The sequence below is a fragment of the Dorea acetigenes genome (assembly GCF_025567385.1).
Classification (GTDB): Bacteria; Bacillota; Clostridia; order Lachnospirales; family Lachnospiraceae; genus Claveliimonas; species Claveliimonas acetigenes.
Genome location: NZ_JAOQJU010000044.1, coordinates 1 through 20,554, shown reverse-complemented (window position 1 = coordinate 20,554; position 20,554 = coordinate 1). Strand labels below are relative to the sequence as shown.

Annotated in this window: 17 protein-coding genes; 1 reads left to right on the top strand and 16 read right to left on the bottom strand. The window is 43.5% G+C overall.

The genetic code is table 11. The annotated features are described in order from the left end of the window. Positions 1 to 105 precede the first annotated feature (105 nt). The 7 genes from OCV99_RS17585 to OCV99_RS17555 form a co-directional block, all read right to left on the bottom strand. The gene (locus OCV99_RS17585) at positions 106 to 864 is read right to left on the bottom strand and encodes an ABC transporter ATP-binding protein (RefSeq protein WP_158372303.1); all 759 of its coding nucleotides are present in this window, start codon (positions 862 to 864) and stop codon (positions 106 to 108) included. Next, complete coding sequence (locus OCV99_RS17580) at positions 848 to 3,514, bottom strand: ABC transporter permease (RefSeq protein WP_158372301.1); 2,667 nt, start codon at positions 3,512 to 3,514, stop codon at positions 848 to 850. The genes OCV99_RS17585 and OCV99_RS17580 overlap by 17 nt, the downstream gene beginning before the upstream one ends. Positions 3,515 to 3,622: 108 nt before the next feature. Then, the gene (locus OCV99_RS17575) at positions 3,623 to 5,611 is read right to left on the bottom strand and encodes a 2-isopropylmalate synthase (protein ID WP_158372299.1); all 1,989 of its coding nucleotides are present in this window, start codon (positions 5,609 to 5,611) and stop codon (positions 3,623 to 3,625) included. A gap of 151 nt (positions 5,612 to 5,762) precedes the next feature. Next, positions 5,763 to 6,977 carry a D-alanyl-D-alanine carboxypeptidase family protein gene (locus tag OCV99_RS17570; RefSeq protein ID WP_158372297.1) on the bottom strand — a complete coding sequence of 405 codons (1,215 nt, stop codon included), beginning with the start codon at positions 6,975 to 6,977 and terminating at the stop codon, positions 5,763 to 5,765. A gap of 52 nt (positions 6,978 to 7,029) precedes the next feature. Then, positions 7,030 to 7,617 (bottom strand): SMC-Scp complex subunit ScpB, encoded by a 588-nt coding sequence (scpB, locus tag OCV99_RS17565; protein ID WP_264471368.1) that lies wholly within the window; start codon positions 7,615 to 7,617, stop codon positions 7,030 to 7,032. After that, a complete protein-coding gene (locus tag OCV99_RS17560) occupies positions 7,589 to 8,365 on the bottom strand; it encodes a segregation and condensation protein A (protein ID WP_158372293.1) in 777 nt (258 codons plus the stop codon). Before OCV99_RS17560 ends, scpB begins: the two co-directional genes overlap by 29 nt. Positions 8,366 to 8,439: 74 nt before the next feature. Further along, on the bottom strand, positions 8,440 to 9,297 hold the full coding sequence (locus tag OCV99_RS17555; protein ID WP_262576011.1) for a metallophosphoesterase: 858 nt from the start codon (positions 9,295 to 9,297) through the stop codon (positions 8,440 to 8,442). Positions 9,298 to 9,424: 127 nt separating this feature from the next. Here OCV99_RS17555 and OCV99_RS17550 point away from each other — a divergent pair, with 127 nt between their 5' ends. Then, a complete protein-coding gene (locus OCV99_RS17550) occupies positions 9,425 to 11,212 on the top strand; it encodes an aminopeptidase P family protein (protein ID WP_158372291.1) in 1,788 nt (595 codons plus the stop codon). A gap of 69 nt (positions 11,213 to 11,281) precedes the next feature. On the opposite strand, the gene rseP is transcribed toward OCV99_RS17550, so the two are convergent. The 9 genes from rseP to OCV99_RS17505 all read right to left on the bottom strand — a co-directional run bounded on the left by rseP (position 11,282) and on the right by OCV99_RS17505 (position 20,501). Next, positions 11,282 to 12,316: an RIP metalloprotease RseP gene (gene rseP, locus OCV99_RS17545; protein ID WP_158372289.1), complete on the bottom strand. Its 1,035-nt coding sequence runs from the start codon at positions 12,314 to 12,316 to the stop codon at positions 11,282 to 11,284. A gap of 3 nt (positions 12,317 to 12,319) precedes the next feature. Beyond that, on the bottom strand, positions 12,320 to 13,462 hold the full coding sequence (gene dxr, locus OCV99_RS17540) for a 1-deoxy-D-xylulose-5-phosphate reductoisomerase (RefSeq protein WP_158372287.1): 1,143 nt from the start codon (positions 13,460 to 13,462) through the stop codon (positions 12,320 to 12,322). Between the two features lie 36 nt (positions 13,463 to 13,498). After that, positions 13,499 to 14,296 (bottom strand): phosphatidate cytidylyltransferase, encoded by a 798-nt coding sequence (locus tag OCV99_RS17535; RefSeq protein ID WP_158372285.1) that lies wholly within the window; start codon positions 14,294 to 14,296, stop codon positions 13,499 to 13,501. Position 14,297: 1 nt separating this feature from the next. Continuing rightward, positions 14,298 to 15,008: an isoprenyl transferase gene (locus OCV99_RS17530; protein WP_158372283.1), complete on the bottom strand. Its 711-nt coding sequence runs from the start codon at positions 15,006 to 15,008 to the stop codon at positions 14,298 to 14,300. Between the two features lie 60 nt (positions 15,009 to 15,068). Then, on the bottom strand, positions 15,069 to 15,620 hold the full coding sequence (gene frr, locus OCV99_RS17525; RefSeq protein WP_158372281.1) for a ribosome recycling factor: 552 nt from the start codon (positions 15,618 to 15,620) through the stop codon (positions 15,069 to 15,071). Between the two features lie 15 nt (positions 15,621 to 15,635). Next, positions 15,636 to 16,334, bottom strand: coding sequence for a UMP kinase (gene pyrH / locus OCV99_RS17520; protein WP_158372279.1), 699 nt, complete (start codon positions 16,332 to 16,334; stop codon positions 15,636 to 15,638). Positions 16,335 to 16,416: 82 nt separating this feature from the next. After that, positions 16,417 to 17,760, bottom strand: coding sequence for an MATE family efflux transporter (locus OCV99_RS17515; RefSeq protein ID WP_158372277.1), 1,344 nt, complete (start codon positions 17,758 to 17,760; stop codon positions 16,417 to 16,419). Between the two features lie 138 nt (positions 17,761 to 17,898). Then, positions 17,899 to 18,384 carry a cytidylate kinase-like family protein gene (locus tag OCV99_RS17510; RefSeq protein ID WP_158372275.1) on the bottom strand — a complete coding sequence of 162 codons (486 nt, stop codon included), beginning with the start codon at positions 18,382 to 18,384 and terminating at the stop codon, positions 17,899 to 17,901. Positions 18,385 to 18,464: 80 nt separating this feature from the next. After that, a complete protein-coding gene (locus OCV99_RS17505) occupies positions 18,465 to 20,501 on the bottom strand; it encodes a family 43 glycosylhydrolase (protein WP_158372273.1) in 2,037 nt (678 codons plus the stop codon). Positions 20,502 to 20,554 lie beyond the last annotated feature (53 nt).

The following is a 20,554-nucleotide window of genomic DNA, read 5'->3' as shown; positions in this document are numbered from 1 at the left end:
ATCACTAACATATCTGCAATTTTCAAGGTTCATCTGAGCCTATTTTTTTAACTCAGTTTTTTCATAGATTACTTGACACTACCTCAAACTCCTTAAATTCAATTCCTACAACATCACCATCCGCTCCAATATCTCCTGATAGAATTCACCGCTCCCCCCTTTCCTCTTTAAATCTTCCAAGATTACTCCGTCCTTTAAGAAAATAATGCGCTTGCACTGGCTTGCCACCTGAGGGTCATGGGTAACCATGACGATAGTTTTTCCCATCTTTTCATTGATATTGATGAATTCGTCTACGACGATTTTGCCGGACTTGGAATCCAGATTCCCCGTAGGCTCGTCTGCCATAATCAGATCCGGGTTATTAATCAGCGCCCTGCAGATTGCCACTCTTTGCTTTTCGCCGCCCGACAGCTCATAAGGATTCTTCGCAAGCAGATGACTGAGCCCGAATTGTCCGGCAAGCTGTTCTGCCCGTTTTACACAACTGTCTGCTTCCGCCTTATCCAGAATCATAGGCAGCATAATGTTTTCTTTCACCGACAAGCTATCCATCAGATAAAAATCCTGGAATACGAAACCAATTTCTCTCCGTCTGATATCTGCCAGCTCATCCGTCCACAATTTCTCCGTATCCCGCTCTTTAAAATAGACATTTCCATCTGTAGGTTCATCAATTAATCCCAGCACTTTAATCAAAGTTGTCTTGCCACAGCCGGATTTCCCCATAATCCCCACAAATTCTCCTTCTTCTACCGTCAGAGTAATTCCCTTTAATACCCGGATATCGTCCGGCTGTTCCCGTTTGCTTCCGGATTTGGAATAATTTCTGACCAGATGATTCGTTCTAATGATTTCTCCCATGATGTCCCTCCACTTTTCTTAAAATATACCGCTCAATCCATTTCACTCCCAGCCATTGTATCGCCGCATATAGCAGATAAATCACCGCTTCTGCTTTCAGATAATTGATACAATCTGCTTGCGTATACATACGTATTCTCCAAAGGATTGCTGTAAATACAAATGTAATCACGGTTGCAATTGTAAACGGTATCCAGAAAAAACTCTGGATTTCTGATTTTACGGCTTTTATTCTTTCCTTTTCCCGCATTCCCATGGATTTCAAGAATTCCTGTTGTTTTTTCTTTTCATTCATCTCCGATTCCGCCTTCATGTAGAGAAGGATAATCGTCACACTTGTCAGAATAACCATAATAAATATACTGATTGCTATATGCATGAAACGCTCGGCTTTTATCTGCTCCATCTGTGCATCTTTCGAGTACCAGGACTGCACCACCCGGTCATACTGAAAATCAAAAAAGTGATTGTCCGCAAAGCTTTCCAGTTCTTTCTCTACCTGTATTTTCTGATCTGCCGGAACATTCATCAGCACCAGCCTGTCCGGCCAATGATGGAATGTAACATCTTCCACAGCCTCACCCTCGGCAAGAGGATCTCCGGTCAGGCAATTGGTGTATTTCCAATCTTCTTTTACCGTCTCAAAATATGCGTCCGAGAAAACAACGATATTTTCATGCTCTCCCTGCTGCAGATTTCCAACCAGGTAACCCCTCGCAGAACCTACGATCGTCCTTGGAACGAAAATTTCTTCCCGTCGGACAAAGTTATAACTCAAAACAGGCTGTCCGATATGCAGACGTGGTGTAACACGATCCGCATAGTAATCCAGCGGATGGGCAGCTACACTTTCATCCTCCTGATAAATCACATAAATCTCACTACCATCTTTCTCAAGGTTCAGCTCTTCCGGCTTCCAGCCGACCATCTTGCACAACGCCCGGTAGGTGGATTCTGATATCCCTATATTCTGCCCCTGGGGCAGCATACATTCTCTTATATCATCCGGCATGGATGAATTGTCTACACTTGTAACCCGTACCATAGGAAAAATGCTGACCTCTGCGCCATAAGTGTCTTCCATTTCCCGGAAGAAATCCTCTTCCTCATCCACGGCCATACATACATAATCATAAGGAAACATATTCTCCGGCCGCTCTGCCGATATATCGGAGGCTGCATCCCTGGCAAACACAAATAGTACACCGATATGAAGCAGTGTTATCATATAGAGATAGCGAAACGCCGTTTTAAAATGATGATAAAAATAATTCTTCTTAAGAAGGCTTCGAAAATATGCCGAAAGCTTCTTCCTTCGCGCTCTTAGGTAAAAATTCCAGAAATTTCGCAGGAAAAAATAAAGTCCCACAAACAATATGATAAATAGCTGTATTCCCTCTGCCTTCTCTCTCCTCGCAAAGCTATAAACTGCATAGACTACAAGAGCAGCGCCTATAAGCAAAAAGACCGGACTTAATTTCCCTGGCATCTTTTCTTTGAGGACGGCTTTATATCTTGCTGTTGACGCTCCTGTATCTATGTAGATATCCCTGGTCGCCATTGCCGAAATCAAATAAATAAGGAAAATAACAAGCAAAGTGAACAGATAAGTCTTCGCTGTAATACGATGGAAGGAAATAGTTCCTTCAAATCCTCTGCGGATTACAATCCGGCAGACTGCAAGAATTCCATTCCCTATTATGCTTCCTGCCACAAGCGCTATAATAGTACACACCAGAAGCTCCATTCCCACGAAAAGATAAAGCGTCATGCTGCGCATGCCCAGATTCACGAACAACGTATAACTGCTCATGTGATTCTTCAGATAGAACATAAATACGGACACAATCAGAAAGATAGATATTACGATTGCCACTACAAGAAAATTAAGCAGGATTGTCACAAGCCCCTGACCTCTTAGAAGGCTCAGGATATCCTCCGCACCCGTAATATCCGCCATCATTTCCTGCATACCGATTCCTGCAAAAACAAAACTTACCGACAGGCCTGCCACCAGAATAAAAATCCGGTAAGCCTCCCAATTTGCCTTGAAATTTTTCCAGATTACCGTGTAGAACAAAGAAGAATACTTTCCCTCAAAAGCAAGGCGTTCCTTTCTCTCCTTTTTTGCTGCCTTATCCCGCTCCTTTATCTGCCGCTGTTCTGCCGTAGATTCCTCCCATGAATCAATCATCCTGCTTCCCAACAGAAGAATCAAATGCAGAACCGCAATTATGATAATGTACAATAATGTAATCCAGTTATCAAAATAAAAAACCGGGCTAAAATTAACACTGAAAATTTGAATTCCACAGATAACAAGACTGACAGGTGATAATGGACCGACACTTTCTTTTCTGCACGTTAAGATAAGATTCAGAAGATCCACAAACTGCAGAACAATTAAAAGTACCAACTGAAATACAAAAAAATACATCATTTGTTCCAAATCCGTCCATTCCATTCCTAAGAAGCTGAAGTCTTCCATTACAACGCTCTTGAAATCGCCCGTGGAAAACATACGGAACAAATACATGTAAGTATTATAATACTTCCCATCAATCAAAATCCAGGGCAGGACAAGTATGACCTGCACAATTACCAGAACGACAGCTGAAAATTTCCTGCCTGTATGCAACCTCTCCTTCATTTCATTTCCCCCATTTCACTGCTGCTTTCTATCTTTATTTTATCATATTTTTCCCCACAAAAAAAGGACAGAAGCTTCTTCTTCCGTCCCATTTTTCTTCCTTATTTCTTATTTCTGGTTTCTGAACTGCACCGGCGTCATGTTATATGTTTTCTTAAATAACCGGTTAAAATGTTCTACATTCTGGTATCCCACAGAAAGCGCAATATTTTCCACCGTCATGCTGCTGCTTTTAAGGAGGGCTTTCGCTTTCTTCATCCGGATTTTTTTCACCAGTTCTCCGAAAGTTACACCCGACTTTTCCTTAATATATTTGGATATATATGGTTTGGATAAATAAAACTTCTCAGCAAGATCATCCAGCGTAATGTCGATATAATTCGCCTGGATATAGTTCATGATTTCAATCATTCTCTCATCCTTGCATCCTTGCGCACTGCCTATCTCTTCCAGTTTATTTACCGCAACAATCAACGCTTCAATTGATGCCCTGATAATATCCGCATCAATTCCTACACCCCAGCAGACTTTTCCTTTGCAGATAATCCCGACATAAGCTACCGCCTTAGAAGAAGAACCTTTTGTAAGGGAATGTTCTTCATAGAAGGTCAGTTCATAGCTGATATTGAAATACTGTTTAATGGCATTGCTTACTGCATCCAGACGTCCGTTACCGTTCGCCGTAATCACTCTGCTCTCGCCGCCATGATTAATCGTAACCTCTGCCGTGATTCCATCCACCTGCTTAAAATGGCACTCATCAATATGGAATACAGATTTTGTATTAATATAATTATCAGAAAATATCTGGTATACCCATTCAGGCGTAAGTTCCTTATGAGCCTTGTCTGATACATCCTTTACAAGATACCCCACTTCTTCCCGCATCTTCTGTGGAAGGTTGATTCCATGGCTCTGTTTCAGAATATAATTTACGCCGCCTTTTCCTGACTGACTATTAATCCGGATTACGTCAGAATCATACTTTCTTCCCACATCTTGCGGATCAATTGGCAGATACGGAACCGTCCAGGTGCTGCATTTTTTCTCTTCTCGCCACGCCATGCCCTTGGCGATTGCATCCTGATGGGAACCGGAAAACGCCGTAAATACCAAATCTCCGGCATAAGGCTGACGCTCATATACATGCATCCTGGTCAGTCTTTCATAGGTCTCGCGTATTTCTGCCATATTTGTAAAGTCAAGTCCCGGATCCACTCCGTGAGAATACATATTCATCCCCAGGGTAATGATATCCACATTACCGGTTCTCTCTCCATTACCGAATAAGGTGCCTTCGATACGATCTGCTCCTGCCAGTATGCCTGCTTCCGCAGTCGCCACACCGCAGCCTCTGTCGTTGTGAGGGTGCAGGCAGAGAATCACATTTTCTCTATATTTCAGATGTTTATGCACATATTCCAGCTGGGTAGCAAATACATGAGGCATCGCATTTTCAACGGTAGTCGGAATATTGATAATCGCCTTCTTCTCTGAATTCGGCTGCCATACATCCAGAACTGCGTTACATACTTCCACCGCATAATCCACTTCTGTTCCCGGAAAGCTTTCCGGACTGTATTGGAAAGTAAAATTCCCTTCTGTCTCATCAGCCAGCTCTTTCAGAAGCTTTGCACCTTCTACTGCTATCTTCTTAATCTCTTCTTTGTCCTTCTTAAAAACCTGTTCTCTCTGCGCAACCGATGTGGAATTGTACAAATGAACCACCGCATGAGGCGCTCCTTTCACTGCTTCAAAGGTCTTCTTAATAATATGCTCTCTTGCCTGTGTCAGCACCTGAACGGTTACATCGTCGGGAATCATGTCCTTCTCAATCAGGGTACGCATGAATTTATACTCTGTCTCAGATGCTGCCGGGAATCCTACTTCGATTTCTTTAAATCCAATCTTCACAAGTAACTGGAAGAATTCCAGCTTCTCCTCCAAGCTCATGGGCTCGATTAACGCCTGATTACCATCTCTTAAGTCAACGCTGCACCAAATCGGTGGCTTATCGATGTATTCCTTTTTCACCCAGTCATAAGTAACTTCCGGCGGCATAAAATATTGTCTTTCGTACTTTTCACAATTCTTCATAAATAATCTCTCCTTCTATCTTTATCCGACAATCACTCCACAAACGAGATGAATAATTATCAAATTTATTGTCTTTTTTTATTCTTTACTATCCTAACATATCGTATAGGAAAAGAAAAGTGATGATATTAATCATTTTTATTGATTTATTTTAATCTGCAAAAAGAGTGAAACATTTCCCCACTTGAGCCAAACACCATTTAAATGTTCTCTCATAAACACTTTTGCACGTCTTTACTTCCACACTTTTTATCACCGTATCGCCAAGAAAATAACGAATACTCCCCACCTTCTCTCCCTTTTTCACCGGGGCATCCAGGCTTTCCTTCCATTCAGAATATTCCTTGATCTCTTCTGTGTCTTTCAGAAGGGCCTGCCATTCTTCCTCCGGCACAGATATTTCTACATAAGCTTTCTCATTCACCCGGCCATTCTCCGGGATTCCATCCTTTACTTCTATGTAAGTATCAGAAAGGCCGGTACGCAGTGTCCGATAATGATAATTTTCCATCCCGTAAGACATCAGCTTCCTGGTATCCGACCATTTATACCCCTTATTATTAGGCCAGCCACATGCCAGCAGAGCTACAACGAAAGTTCTTCCTTCACTTTCCAAAGCGCCCACATAACAGTATCCGGCATCCCCGGTGAAACCCGTCTTTCCCGACAGCGCTCCCTCCATCATGTCTAAAAATGCATTGTGATTACTGCAGGAGAACTGTCTTTTTCCATCGACGTCAGAAAAGGTATAACTTCTGGTTCTTGTGATTTCCAGAAACCGTTCTTTCTTTTCTGAACCACGGATACAATATTTCATAATTACAGCCAAGTCTCTTGCTGTAGTAGAATGAACTCCCTTTTCGTCCCGGGCGTCCAGGCCGTTGGGCGTAACAAAATGCGTATCTTTACATCCAAGATCCAGGGCTTTCCGGTTCATCATCTCTGCAAATGCCTCCACGCTTCCTGCAACATGCTCCGCAATCGCCACTGCGCTGTCATTGTGAGATTCCAACATCAAAGAATACAACAAATCCTTTAAATAATAGTTCTCATCCTTCCTTACCCCCAGCCTTACCTGCGGCTGGGATGCAGCGTCATCCGATATCCCTACAATTTCCTCCTCATCTGCATTCTCAAGAGCCAGAATACAAGTCATAATCTTTGTGGTGCTTGCCATGGGGCGGGGCACATTCTCCTCCTTGCCAAATAAAACACGCCCGCTGTCAGCATCTAACAATACCGCTGACCGGGCGTACAGATTCTTAAGTTCCTCCGGCGCTGCTTCCTCCCCACAGGCACGACCCCCAAAGCTTCCCGACAGAAGGATTATAACCAAAAAACCAGCTATCCATTTTCTTACTCTCATACCGACACCATAAAACTAAAGTTACAGTAAGTTTATGTATCCGGCAGACAATCTATACCTTTAATTTCAATTGCGCCTCTTCTTCTGCTTCTGTTTTAAAATTCTCCACCTGTTCCGGATTCGGACTGGGAAGCTCGTCCAGGGAATGCACACTGAACCTTCTCAAAAACTCTTCCGTCGTCCCAAAAAGAAGCGGTCTTCCCGGAGCATCCAAACGCCCCAGTTCACAAACCAGGTTATACTCAATCAGCTTATTTACCGCATGGTCTGACTTCACACCGCGGATTTTCTCAATCTCCAGCTTCGTCACCGGCTGCTTATATGCAATAATCGACAGTGTCTCCAACTGTACATCCGTCAATGTATACCGCCTTGGCTGCTTTGCAATCCGGATCAGATATTCATACATCTCCGTCTTTGTACACATCTGAAAAGAATTTTCCAGTTCGATAATCCTTATGCCTCTATCCTGTGCCTCATACTTATCCATCATATTGTAAATAATCTTCCGGGTCGTAGCTTCGTCATGTTCGATTGCCGCCGCAATCCTGCTTAATTCCACCGAATTCCCCATTGTAAAAAGAATCGCTTCGATAATCCCCTCTAATCTATTAATCTCCACTTTCTGCTTCCTTCCCATCCTGCTCTATCATTGATGTTATCATTATATCTTCAAATGGCTGTTCCTGCTCAATCCTTATCTTCCCCGTCTTCATCATCTCAAGGATTGCAAGAAAAGTTACGACAATCTGTGTCTTAGAACTCTGTGTCTTTAACAGGGAACGAAAAGAAAACTTCTTGTGTTGTCTTGCATAACCCTCTACAAAATCCAGCTTCTCCGGCAAGGTTACTTCTTCCTTTTCTATCTTCCCGAATTTACTCCTGAGCGGATCAATCTTATCTCCCTGCTTTTTCATCACATCCTGAAAAATCTGGTTCAGCTTCGCCAGCGTCAGCCCGTCAAGAAGCGCATCCAGATCCACAGGTTCCTCGTAATTCTTTACTTCCTCAGGGATGGTAGGTTCTTTATAGAGAACCATATCTCCTTCGATCTGCCTGTCTTTCAGTTCATAAGACATATATTTGTACATCTTATATTGAAGGAGCTGTTCTACCAATTCCTGCCTGGGATCTTCTTCTTCTCCCTCTTCATTCACTTCTTTTGGAAGAAGCATCCTGCATTTAATATCCAGAAGAGTAGCAGCCATCAGAAGAAATTCACTCATCACATTCAGATCGCTCTTCTCCATTGCCTGAATATATTCCATATATTGATTGGTAATCTCCACAATCGGAATATCATAAATATCAATTTTATTCTTATCAATTAAGTGCAGGAGAAGATCCAGGGGACCTTCAAACACTTGCAGCTTCACCGGTATGCCCATAAGCCAATCAATACCTCTTTCCCATTTATGCCAGCCTTTTTATTATACTAGAATCCGTACCGTTACACAAGTAGTTATTCCAGGGACACAGACACCAATTCTGCCATATTAAACAAACGGATATTCACTGTATGCGTACCCAGGCCTCGGCTAACGATTCCATAATACTCGCCATCATAATACAAATCCCCCGAATACTTAGGGAACAGCTGAATCTGAGGCGTAATCAATCCGCCAATACCCGGGATTCTTACTATCCCGCCATGCAAATGTCCTGCTAATGTCAGCTTTGCTCCCCACTCCTGATACTGCTCCATATAAACCGGGTTATGCGCCAGAAGAATCTGATACCTGTCTTTCTCTGCATAACCAATACGCGACTGTATCTCCTGCATCTGAAGAGGCCGCTTCTTAAGATGCCCATAGCAGCCAACCGGGATTTCCAATCCTGTAACCGTCATATCCATTCCATTTACCGAAATATCTGCAGAATCATTCTCCAGAAAACAGACGTCGGAATCCAGAGCTGCACGATACCTTTGGTAGAGATTATCATAAAATTCAGGATTCTCGCGCATTTTCTGTTCGTGGTTTCCATTAGCACAGAAAACCGGAGCAATGGCTGAAAGTTTTCTAATGAAGCGGACTGCTTTCGCAGCCGTATCTTCCCTGCCGCGCACCAGCATATCGCCGCCGCAAAAAATCAAATCAGGAGCTTCCTGCCTGACTGCCCTTACAAGCTTTTCATTCTCTTCTCCATACTCCTTCCCGTGAAGATCGGAAAGGAATACCATATGTACCGGTCTGTCCGGCTTCCATCTGTCCGGTACGTCTATCTTATATTTTCTGACACGGAAACACTTCTGCTCGCGGAATACCTCCAACATTCCAAATATTGTCATACTTCCAATTACAGTTGCTAATTTCTTCAATTCCCCACTCCCGATACTTAGTTTTTCGTTTCGCATTCTTTTTTGATTATATAATTATTCCTGTCAATTTGCAAATAAATGTGTTAAAATTTATAGACAGACAGGGTAATTAAAGGAGGTTTTAAACATGAATATACCTGAAAGAATCAATGCCTTGCGTGCATTGATGGAAAAAAATCATTTTGATGCCTATCTCGTTCCTACCGATGATAACCATCAGAGTGAATATGTTGGGGAACATTTTAAGGCAAGAGCTTTTATCACAGGATTTACGGGTTCTGCCGGAACTGCAGTAATCACAAAGGATGAAGCCGGTCTCTGGACAGATGGAAGATATTTCATCCAGGCAGCGCAGCAGCTTGAAGGAAGCGGCGTTACGCTTTTCAAAATGGGCGAACCGGGCGTTCCTACCGTAGAAGAGTATATTGCCGGTATCCTGCCGCAGGGCGGCACCCTCGGTTTTGACGGCCGCGTAGTTGCCATGGGGGAAGGACAGTCATTAGAAGCAGCCGTCCTGGCAAAAGAAGGCAAGATTAATTATTCCATGGATCTGATTGACGAAATCTGGGAAGACAGACCACCTCTTTCTGAAAAACCGGCATTCGCCCTTGGAGAAGAATACACAGGAGAAAGCACGGCAAGCAAATTGTCCCGCATCCGTGAAGCAATGAAAACTGCGGGAGCTAATGTCCACGTAGTTGCAGCACTAGACGACATCTGCTGGACCACCAATCTCCGCGGAGATGATATTGAATATTTCCCGTTACTTTTGTCCTACGCCATCATTACCATGGATGAGATGAAGTTCTATGTTGACGAGCGGAAGCTTTCTGAAGAGATAAAGGAAAAATTGGCAAAGGACAACATTTCTCTCCATCCGTACAATGCAATTTACGAAGACGTCAAATCCTTCCGGAATGGAGATGCTGTCCTGGTTGATCCGTCAAGATTGAATTATGCCTTATATAACAATCTTCCGGAAGGCGTCAAAGTCATTGAACAGATGAATCCGGAGATTCTTATGAAGGCTATGAAAAACGAAGTAGAGCTTAAGAATATCATCAATGCCCATATCAAAGACGGCGTAGCTGTTACCAGATTCATGTACTGGCTGAAGAAAAATGTAGGCAAAATTGAAATCACCGAACTAAGCGCCGCTGAAAAACTGGACTCCTTCCGCAAAGAACAAGAAGGCTATCTGTGGCAGAGTTTTGAGCCAATCTGCGGTTCCGGCGAGCATGCTGCTATCGTCCACTATGCTGCAACACCTGAGACAGATATTCCCGTTGTAACGGACGGTCTGTTCCTGACAGATACCGGCGGCGGATATCTGGAGGGTTCCACGGACATCACCAGAACCTTTGCTTTCGGCAAGCTGACTGACCGCATGAAAGAAGACTTTACTACCGTTCTTCTCTGCAATCTGCATCTTGCAAGAGCTGTGTTCTTATACGGCACAGCAGGATATAACTTAGATATTCTGGCAAGACAGCCGGCCTGGGAGCGGGGAATCAACTTTAATCATGGCACAGGCCACGGCGTCGGATATTTAATGAATATCCATGAAGCGCCAAGCGGTTTCCGTATTGCAATCCGCGAAAAGGAGAAAGCTCCTCTGGAGGAAGGCATGGTTATTACAAATGAACCAGGTATCTACATTGAAGGTTCCCATGGAATCCGTACCGAAAATGAAATGGTAGTTAGAAAAGGAATTGCCAACGAGTATGGACAGTTCATGTATTTTGAACCAATCACCTACGTCCCCATTGACCTGGATGCTGTACTGCCTGACATGATGACTGCAGAAGACAAAAAGCAGCTGAATGAATACCACGCAAAAGTATACGAAATTATTGCACCTCACCTGAATGATGAAGAGCGGGAATGGTTGAAAGAATACACACGCGCAATCTAAGAATCCCGTTCAGAAACCAAAGGGAGCCCGCGGCTCATACGAGTCCGGGCTCCTCTTCTCTTCTATAACCTAATTCAGGAATATTCTCTGTATATCATTGAACATAACGACTACCATCAGAACCATCAGCAGCACGAATCCTGCAAAATGCACATACCCTTCTTTTTCCGGCGGGATTTTCTTTCTGCGGACAGCCTCTATAATCAGGAATACCAGGCGTCCTCCATCCAATGCAGGAATCGGCAGAAGGTTCATGACACCCAGATTGGCCGACAAAAGGATTGCAAGATTCAACATATTCGCAACAACTGCGGAAGCGCCATAACTGACACTCGACTTATAAGTATCATCTACCATATCCACAATACCAACCGGTCCTGACAGATCATTAATGCCAACTTGACCGGTTACCAGCATTCCAAGACTGGATACCGTCGTACAAATCCAATATTTCACCTCATAGACTCCATACTGCAGAGCCGTCAGAACCGTTGCTTTTTGATTGTTGCCTCTCACAATTCCAAGCATGTAATATTCCGCCTCTTCATTATATTTGGGCGCCATAGTCACCACATGCTCTTCTCCGTCCCGCAGGTAGGTTACTTCCACGTCCTCTCCCTGATGGAATTGATTATACGTAGATATTTCCCTAAAAAGATTAATCTTTTTATCTCCCATCCGGACAATCACATCACCTGGTTGCATTCCTGCCTCCGCCGCCGGATATCCTTCATTTACATCTGCCGCCACCGGCTCATCATATCCAGTCATTGCTACCAAAATCACGGAAAATAAAAAGGCAAGAATGAAATTAAACACCGGTCCCGCAGCAATGACAGAAATCCTTGCCCACACGGATTTACTGTGAAAATTTCCCTTTGTGCCCGTTGCCTCATCATCTTCTCCCATCATGCACGCCCCTCCAATCGGCAGCAATCGGAGTGCATATCTGGTTCCCTTATAGTCTTTGGAAAGAAGCAGAGGACCCATTCCGATTGCAAATTCCTCTACATCAATTCCATTCTTCTTCGCCAACAAGAAATGCCCCAGTTCATGAAAGAAAACAATAAAGCTAAATAATAAAAGTGCAATTATAATACCCAAAATCTACCTCCTGCTATTAATACGGTCATAGGTTTCCTGTTCTGTATCAAGAACCTGCTCTAATGTCGGTTCTTTTATATTCCTGTGTGCCCTCATACAATCCTCAATAATCTCAATAATCTCCAGATACTTAATCTGCCGTTTTAAAAACAGGCTGACTGCCAGTTCGTTTGCCGCATTAAACACTGTCGGAAGTGTTCCGCCGGCCCGTCCGGCTTCATAAGCAAGCGACAGTCCATAAAAAGTATCCATATCCGGTTTCTCAAATTCCAATTTCCCCAGTTTCCAGAAATCCAGGCGTTCTCCCGGAAGATAACGGCGTTCAGGATAGTAGAGTGCATATTGTATGGGCAGTTTCATATCCGGCGTTCCCAGTTCTGCAATAATTGCCCCATCCACATACTCTACCATAGAATGAATGACACTCTGAGGCTGTACCACTACCTGTACATCATCTACAGATACACCAAACAGCCATTTTGCCTCAATAACCTCTAATCCTTTATTTACCATAGTAGAAGAATCAATGGTAATTTTCTTTCCCATCTGCCAATTCGGATGCTTCAATGCATCTTCCACACAAATGTTTAAAAGCTCCTCTTCTTTCTTTCCCCGGAAAGGTCCGCCGGACGCCGTAAGAAGAATCTTCTTCACCGCTTTTTTCTGTCCTCCCTGAAGAGATTGAAATATAGCGCTATGCTCACTGTCTACAGGAAGAATTGACACATGGCGTTCTTTGGCCAGCGGCATAATAATGTGTCCTGCTGTCACAAGCGTCTCTTTATTGGCAAGCGCAATATTCTTGCCTGCCTTAATTGCTTCTACTGTAGGCCGGATTCCTATCATGCCCACAATCGCCGTCACCAAAATCTCTATCTCAGGTATGACCGCTACTTCAATCAATCCTTCCATCCCACAGACCACACGTACATCCAAATCCCGGATTCGCTCTTTCAGCTCCCTGGCTTTCTCTTCCGTCCATACAGCCACAAGTTTCGGAGAAAACTCTCGTATCTGCTTCTCCAGAAGCTGTACATTACTTCCTGCAGCCATTCCCAGGACTTCAATATCCTTATTTTCTCTCACAATCTCCAGCGTTTGTGTCCCGATAGAACCTGTAGAACCTAAAATCGCAATCTTTTTCATAATCTTCCTCTTTCTGATATATATTATCTACAGATATTATAAAAGTACTAATGATAAGATAAAAATAACCGGCGCTGTAAAAATTACACTGTCAAATCTGTCTAATATGCCACCATGTCCCGGAATTAATTTGCCATAATCCTTAATTTCATAATTCCTCTTAATCGCAGAAGCTGCCAGGTCTCCAATCTGGGAGATAATTCCTCCCACCCCGCAGGTAATCGCACAGAAGACCGGATCCAGGCCGGCATTTCCCCAATGGTTCATGGCAAATGCATATAAAAGCCCCAGAAGCGCAGCTCCTATGACACCTCCGACTCCGCCCTCTACAGATTTTTTCGGACTTAAGACAGGCGCCATCTTATGTTTCCCAATCAGCATTCCCACACAGTACGCACAGGTATCACATCCCCAGGAACTTAAGAAAATCAGCCATACCATATATGCGCCATCTGCCAGCATCCTGGTTTGATAAATAAATGACAGCATGACTGCAACATAAAACACGCCAAAAAACACTGTCATTACCTGCTCCGCACGGAATTTGGGGAAGGAAAAAACATATACAGCCATCAAAAGTACCAAAAGCAGTATGCTCAGGAACACCATAAGATCTATTTTTTCCATATATACCAGTACATAATAAGCTATCACCGCAAGGTATCCGACTCCTCCCAGCAGCGTATTCTGCACCTTAACAACTTGATACAATTCCTTTACTCCAATCAGACTGATAAGTGCAAGCACACCAAATAATACATTGCCCCCGTATCCGACCGTAGCAATCAAAATAATTACAAGCACGATTCCGCTAAGCAATCTTGTTTTAAACATCTTATCGGTCCTCCTTTACCCCGCCATAACGTCTGTCTCTGGAATTATATTGTTCTATGGCCTTTATCAATTCTTCTTTTGTAAAATCCGGCCATGGAACATCTGTAAAATAAAACTCTGAGTAAGCAAGCTGCCAAAGCAGATAATTGGAAAGCCTAAGTTCTCCGCTGGTCCGAATCATCAGATCCGGATCCGGAATATCATGAGTATCAAGATAGGATTCCAGTACACTCTCATCAATAGCATCCGGCTGTATCCTGCCATCTGCACAATCCTGCGCTATATGGCGCACTGCCCGGACAATTTCATCTCTGCTTCCATAGTTAATGGCAATCTGAAAATTCAATCCTCCATTATTCACGGTTGCCTTCTCTAACTCATCAATCCGAAGACGTATATCCTCATCCAGCCTTGTCTTATCCCCAATCACACGGATCTTCATATCATTCTTTGCCGCCGTCTTCAAGCAGGTCTTCATGTAATTGCGAAGAAGCTTCATCAAAGCGTCAACTTCATCTTTCGGCCGGTTCCAGTTCTCCGTAGAAAATGCATAGACCGTCAAATATTTTATCCCCAGCCGCCATGCTTCTTCACAGATTTTTTCTACATTCTTACTTCCCTGGGCATGTCCATAATTTCTTGGCATTCCTTTTGCTTTTGCCCAACGTCCGTTGCCATCTAAAATAATCGCCACATGCTGCGGTACATTCATAGCACAGTCTCCTCCCAAAAACAGAGACGGGAACCTGCACGCCCCGTCCCTCTATACTTCTTAAACAGTCATAACCTCTTTTGCTTTTGCTTCCACTGCTTTATCCACTTCTTTTACGTACTTATCCGTAATCTTCTGAAGCTGTGTCTCCAGATCTTTAATCTCATCCTCCGATACATCTGTCCCCTTTAACTTCTTCCATGCATCATTTCCATCACGACGGATGTTGCGGACAGCAACCTTCGCCTGTTCGCCTTTCTTCTTTACATCCTTCACCAGTTCTTTTCTGCGTTCCTCGGTAAGTTCCGGAAATACCAGGCGAATAACAGAGCCATCGTTCGTAGGATTAATCCCAAGATCAGACATGTTGATTGCCTTTTCAATTGCTTTCACCATACTCTTCTCCCATGGCTGGATCTGAATCATACGCGGTTCCGGCACGGACACATTCCCCACCTGCTGAATCGGCGTAGGCGTCCCATAATAATCCACCATAATCTTATTCAGTACATTGGGATTCGCACGTCCCGCACGGATCGTCATCAATTCTGACTCCAGACTCGCCATTGTCTTTTTCATTTTGTCTTCATAGACCTGTAATCTCTCGTTCATACTTATATCCTCCCTTTATGATACAGTTACTTTTGTACCTGTAAATCTTCCTGACATTGTTTCTACGATACTGTTCTCTTCATTCAGTCCAAATACCAACATCGGCATCTTATTCTCCATACACATGATAGAAGCCGTCAGATCGACTGCCATCAGTTTTTTATCAATAATTTCCTGAATGGAAATCTCATCATACTTCTTTGCCTGTGCATTCACCTTCGGATCACTGTCATAGATTCCGTCAATCGCCTTAGCCAGCAACATCGCATCCGCTTCTATTTCAATTGCCCGGAGAACTGCTCCCGTATCCGTAGAGAAATAAGGATGTCCGGTTCCTCCCGCAAAGAAAACCACCTTTCCCTCTTCCAGCGCTTCCACCGCCCGATCCTTAGAGAACAAAGATGTAAAAGATCCGCATACAAATGGAGTAAATACCTCCGTCTTCATTCCCACATATCTGAAAATGTCAGACACGTAAATGCAGTTCATAACCGTTGCCAGCATCCCAATCTGGTCTGCCTTCGTCCGATCGATCGTCTCACTGGTACGCCCCCTCCAGAAATTACCTCCTCCGGTAACGATTGCGACCTGAATTCCCTCATCGGTCAACTGCTTTACCTGCTTCGCAACCCCAATGCAGGTTGCTTCATCAAATCCTGTCTTCTTATCTCCCGCAAGGGCCTCTCCGCTTAATTTTAATAACACTCTCTTCATAAATCCTGCTCCTTATTTTCAGTTTTCAGAAAGAATCTTCTTTTTAGATGTTGTACATACTTATAATCAAGTATAACACAGGTTATGATAAAAGGGAATTTTTTTCACGCTTTTTCATAATAGAAAAATACATGATTAAAAGCAGCGCCCCTGCAAACAGCCATGCCGCGGGATTCGCAAGACAGGCGCCTACATAACTTTTCCTTGACGCAGCAATCAATGCAACTACGCCTCTGCCAATTAATTCCGCAACACCGGCCATCATCGGAAGTAATCCATAGCCCATTCCCTGAATGCCATTACGGTATATATTAACAACTGCCAGCGGAATAAACACAGCGCCAATGCATTTCATATAAATATCTACCAGTTCCATAATCTGCGGAAGATTTTCTGACACGAAAAGTACTGTCAGATACTTTCCTCCAAATATAGCCATAAGTCCGGTCACTACAGCATAAATACTTGCGATAACCGTAGCCGCCCGAAATCCCTGGCGTACACGGTCTATCCTTCCTGCCCCCGTATTCTGCGCACAGTAAGTCGCCATCGTTGTCCCGATCGCTACATACGCCTGCGTTACCAACTGCTCGATCTTATTTGCCGCCGCAAATCCGGCCACGGAGAGAGAACCCAGCATATTCAGCGCAGACTGTACCATAATAGTTCCAATTGCCGTAATAGAATATTGCAGAGCCATAGGAATTCCAATCTTCATCTGCCATATTGCCATGCTTCTCCCAAACTTCCAGTCCTCCTTCCTTAAATGAAGTTCCGGAACCTTCTTTATAATATACACAAGGCATAAAATTCCTGACGCTCCCTGGGAGATAACCGTTGCAAGGGCAGCCCCTGCAGCCCCCATATGGAATACAATAATAAATACCAGATCCAGCACGATATTTAAAAACGCCGCCAGTATCAGGAAATAAAGCGGAACCTTACTGTCCCCCAGTGCCCGCAATATACTGGCCAATAAGTTATAAAGCACCTGCGCTGCAATACCGCCGCAGATAACCATGATATAACCATATGCTTCCTGATAAATATCCTCCGGTGTATTCATCAAATGAAGAATCTGCTTCATCATCAACATACTGCACAAGGTCATCAACACAGAAATTACTGCTGACAGAATCGCCGCAGAAGCAACCGACTGCCGCATTGCTCGCATATTTCCGGATCCATAATGCTGCGAAGTAATCACCATAAATCCTGCCGTAAGACCAATAAGAAACCCCAGAATAAGAAACATCAGGGTTCCACAGGAACCAACTGCAGCCAACGCTTCATTTCCCACAAATTTACCCACAATAATCGTATCCACCATGCTGTAAAGCTGCTGGAACATATTCCCTATAAAAATCGGGATTGTAAAATTTAAAATAATCTTTCCCGGAGCCCCTGTTGTCATATCTCTTTCCATTACCGTTATCCCCCTGTATTACAAAACTCCACCTATTATATAAAATCAGATGTGCAATTTCAATAGTATTTCTCAAAACCTCACCCGTATAAACTATCAGAGCGGCATAGCCCTTTGACTATGCCGCTCTGCGGTTCGCTATATAAATTCCTTCCGTTCAAAATACTTTAACAGGATGCCTGCACAATTCTCTACTCCTAAATCAGACGTATTCAATATCATGTGATAATTATTCACATCTCCCCATGCCTTCCCGGTGTGTTCATGATAGTACTCTGAACGCTCTCTGTCTGTCTGCTCAATCTCTGCTTTTGCATCTTCGTAAGGCAGATTCTCTATCTTCATGATGCGTCGGATCCTGTCTTCCTTGTCAGCACATACGTAGATATTAAATACATTCCTTTGATCCTTCAATATCTCAGATGCACAGCGCCCCAAAATAATACACGGTTCTTTCGCAAGCTGACGGATAACCTCTACTTCAGATTCATAGGTATTCTTTGATAGCTCTTCTTCCACATTCACTTTATCGTACACCGGAATTCCAAGCTGCTCAGACAATTCCTTCGCTATCATGCTTGCTCCTGTACCATATCGCCTGCTCATTGTAATTACCAGTTTCATACCTGCTCCTCCTTCGTATCAAACATTCTCCACTCACTCAGATTAGCACATACACCGGAAATTGTCCAGCTGATTCCCTCTTAATTTACAATATTCTCTATAAACCTCATGATAATTATTGCGCATTTTGCTCTGCTTGCATTTCCCTGTGGGTCAAGAGTAGTTTCATTATACTTGCCGGAAATAATCTTATTTCCAACTGCCCATTCCATCGCTTCCTTTGCAAATGCATTTACCTTGGATGCATCCTTATATCCGCTGATATCTGCCGGTTTTTCTGACTCGTATCCTTTCATTCGGGCATAGCGATACATCATAACTGCCATCTGCTCACGGTTAATATAATCGGAAGGTCCAAAAAGACCTGTATCCTCATATCCGGTGACAACCTTTGTTTTCGCCGCCCAGAGAATCGCGTCTGTAAACCAGGTACCATCCGGTACATCCGGGAACACAGACTCATACGCTACTTTTGGTTCTCCGTTCATACGATGAAGTATAATAGCAAAATGTGCACGTGCTAACGGATCATACGGCCCAAAATGTTCCTTGTCAAGTCCAGTCATCGTTCCAACACGATAATTATAATATACTGCATCATAATACCAGCTGGAATCCTCCACATCTATATAAGGAAGCTTCACCGGATCCGGATCAGCCGGGTCTGGATCAACCGGGTCTGGATCAACCGGGTCTGGATCAACCGGGTCTGGGTCAACCGGGTCCGGATCAACCGGGTCTGGATCAACCGGATCCGGATCTTTCGTAACCGTTACAGTTCCTGTTACCTTACGGTATTCTTCTTTCAGCTCTTGGTCAACTGTCATATCCAGTACTGGAGAACCGTCTGCAGACCAATGCACTCTTCTTACCGTCGCGCTCCTGGTTCCTCCATTAGGTTTCATATGGTACACAAAAATGGTTCTTCCATCTTCATCAACTGAGAAGCAACTATGACCTGGTCCATACTGTCCTGCAACACTTTCAGAAGATAAAATCGGATAATTTGTTTCTGTCCAGCTTTCTGCCTTTAACAAATCAGCATCCTCGTCGGCAGTCAGGAGTCCTACTACATATAAATTACTTACACCAGCTCCTGAAAATGTCATATAAATCTTTCCATTATTCTTTACAATAAATGGTCCTTCATCTACCGTTGTATCTACACGATCCCATCCATACTGATTTCGGAGGATACATACCGGTTCACTGGTAATCTGATACGGATTATCCGGATCAATCGTAGCAATCCAAAGATCAGAAGTTCCGTTAGGATTAATCGCACGCTGTGCCCAACACAGATAATGTACGCCGTCCTGCTCAAAATAAGTCATATCAAGAGTAATACCGCCTGTATAAAGAGCACTTCCGTCCGCTCTTGTCACTTGAACAGCTTCTTTCCAGTCTTCCTTTACCGTCGGATTGCCTCCTTCTTTTAACTCCATGACAGAGCTCTGCACCTTATTCCATGCATCTCCAATGGCAAGGAAAATATATAATTTCCCATTAATTTCATGAAGCTCCGGAGCCCACCTTGGTTTCCCTACATTTGGAATCAGCTCATGATCTTCTGCCGTAAATAATCCCAGCGGTGTATCTGCCTCCCGAATACATACCTGAGATTGGCTCTGCGTTTCGCCGGTTGCGATAAAGTAATATTTTCCATTATATTTGAAAATATTAGGATCTGCCCTTCCATTTAAAACCGGATATTCCGTAAGTTTTGCCTGCCCTGTGATTGTATAAGTTCCTTCTGCATCAAAATCTACCGAACTCATATCCCATTCAATCGGAATCTCATCGGTCGTCCTGTCGTTATACTGTGCTGTAATCGTAGATTTAATATCTTCTTCCGTTAATTCCTTGCCAGGTTCCGTCTTAAAAGAATACTCCTTCTTTTCAACTCCCGTATTCTCAAGCGGCATCAGCTTCGTCTTTAACAAATCAGCCTCAGCCTTCGTAACCGGAAGAACATTGCAAGGAACCGCATTCGCGATATTTCCATCTACACTCGCATCATAACGGGAAGCTATCTTGTCAGGATTACTGATTGTTGTAAAATCCTCCGTAGTGTTTTTATATAATTTGATGTGGTATAAAAAAAGTTGACACCCCATTCTCAAGGATTTGAGATATAATCTAGAGAATAAGGAGTGAACAAAATGGCAGA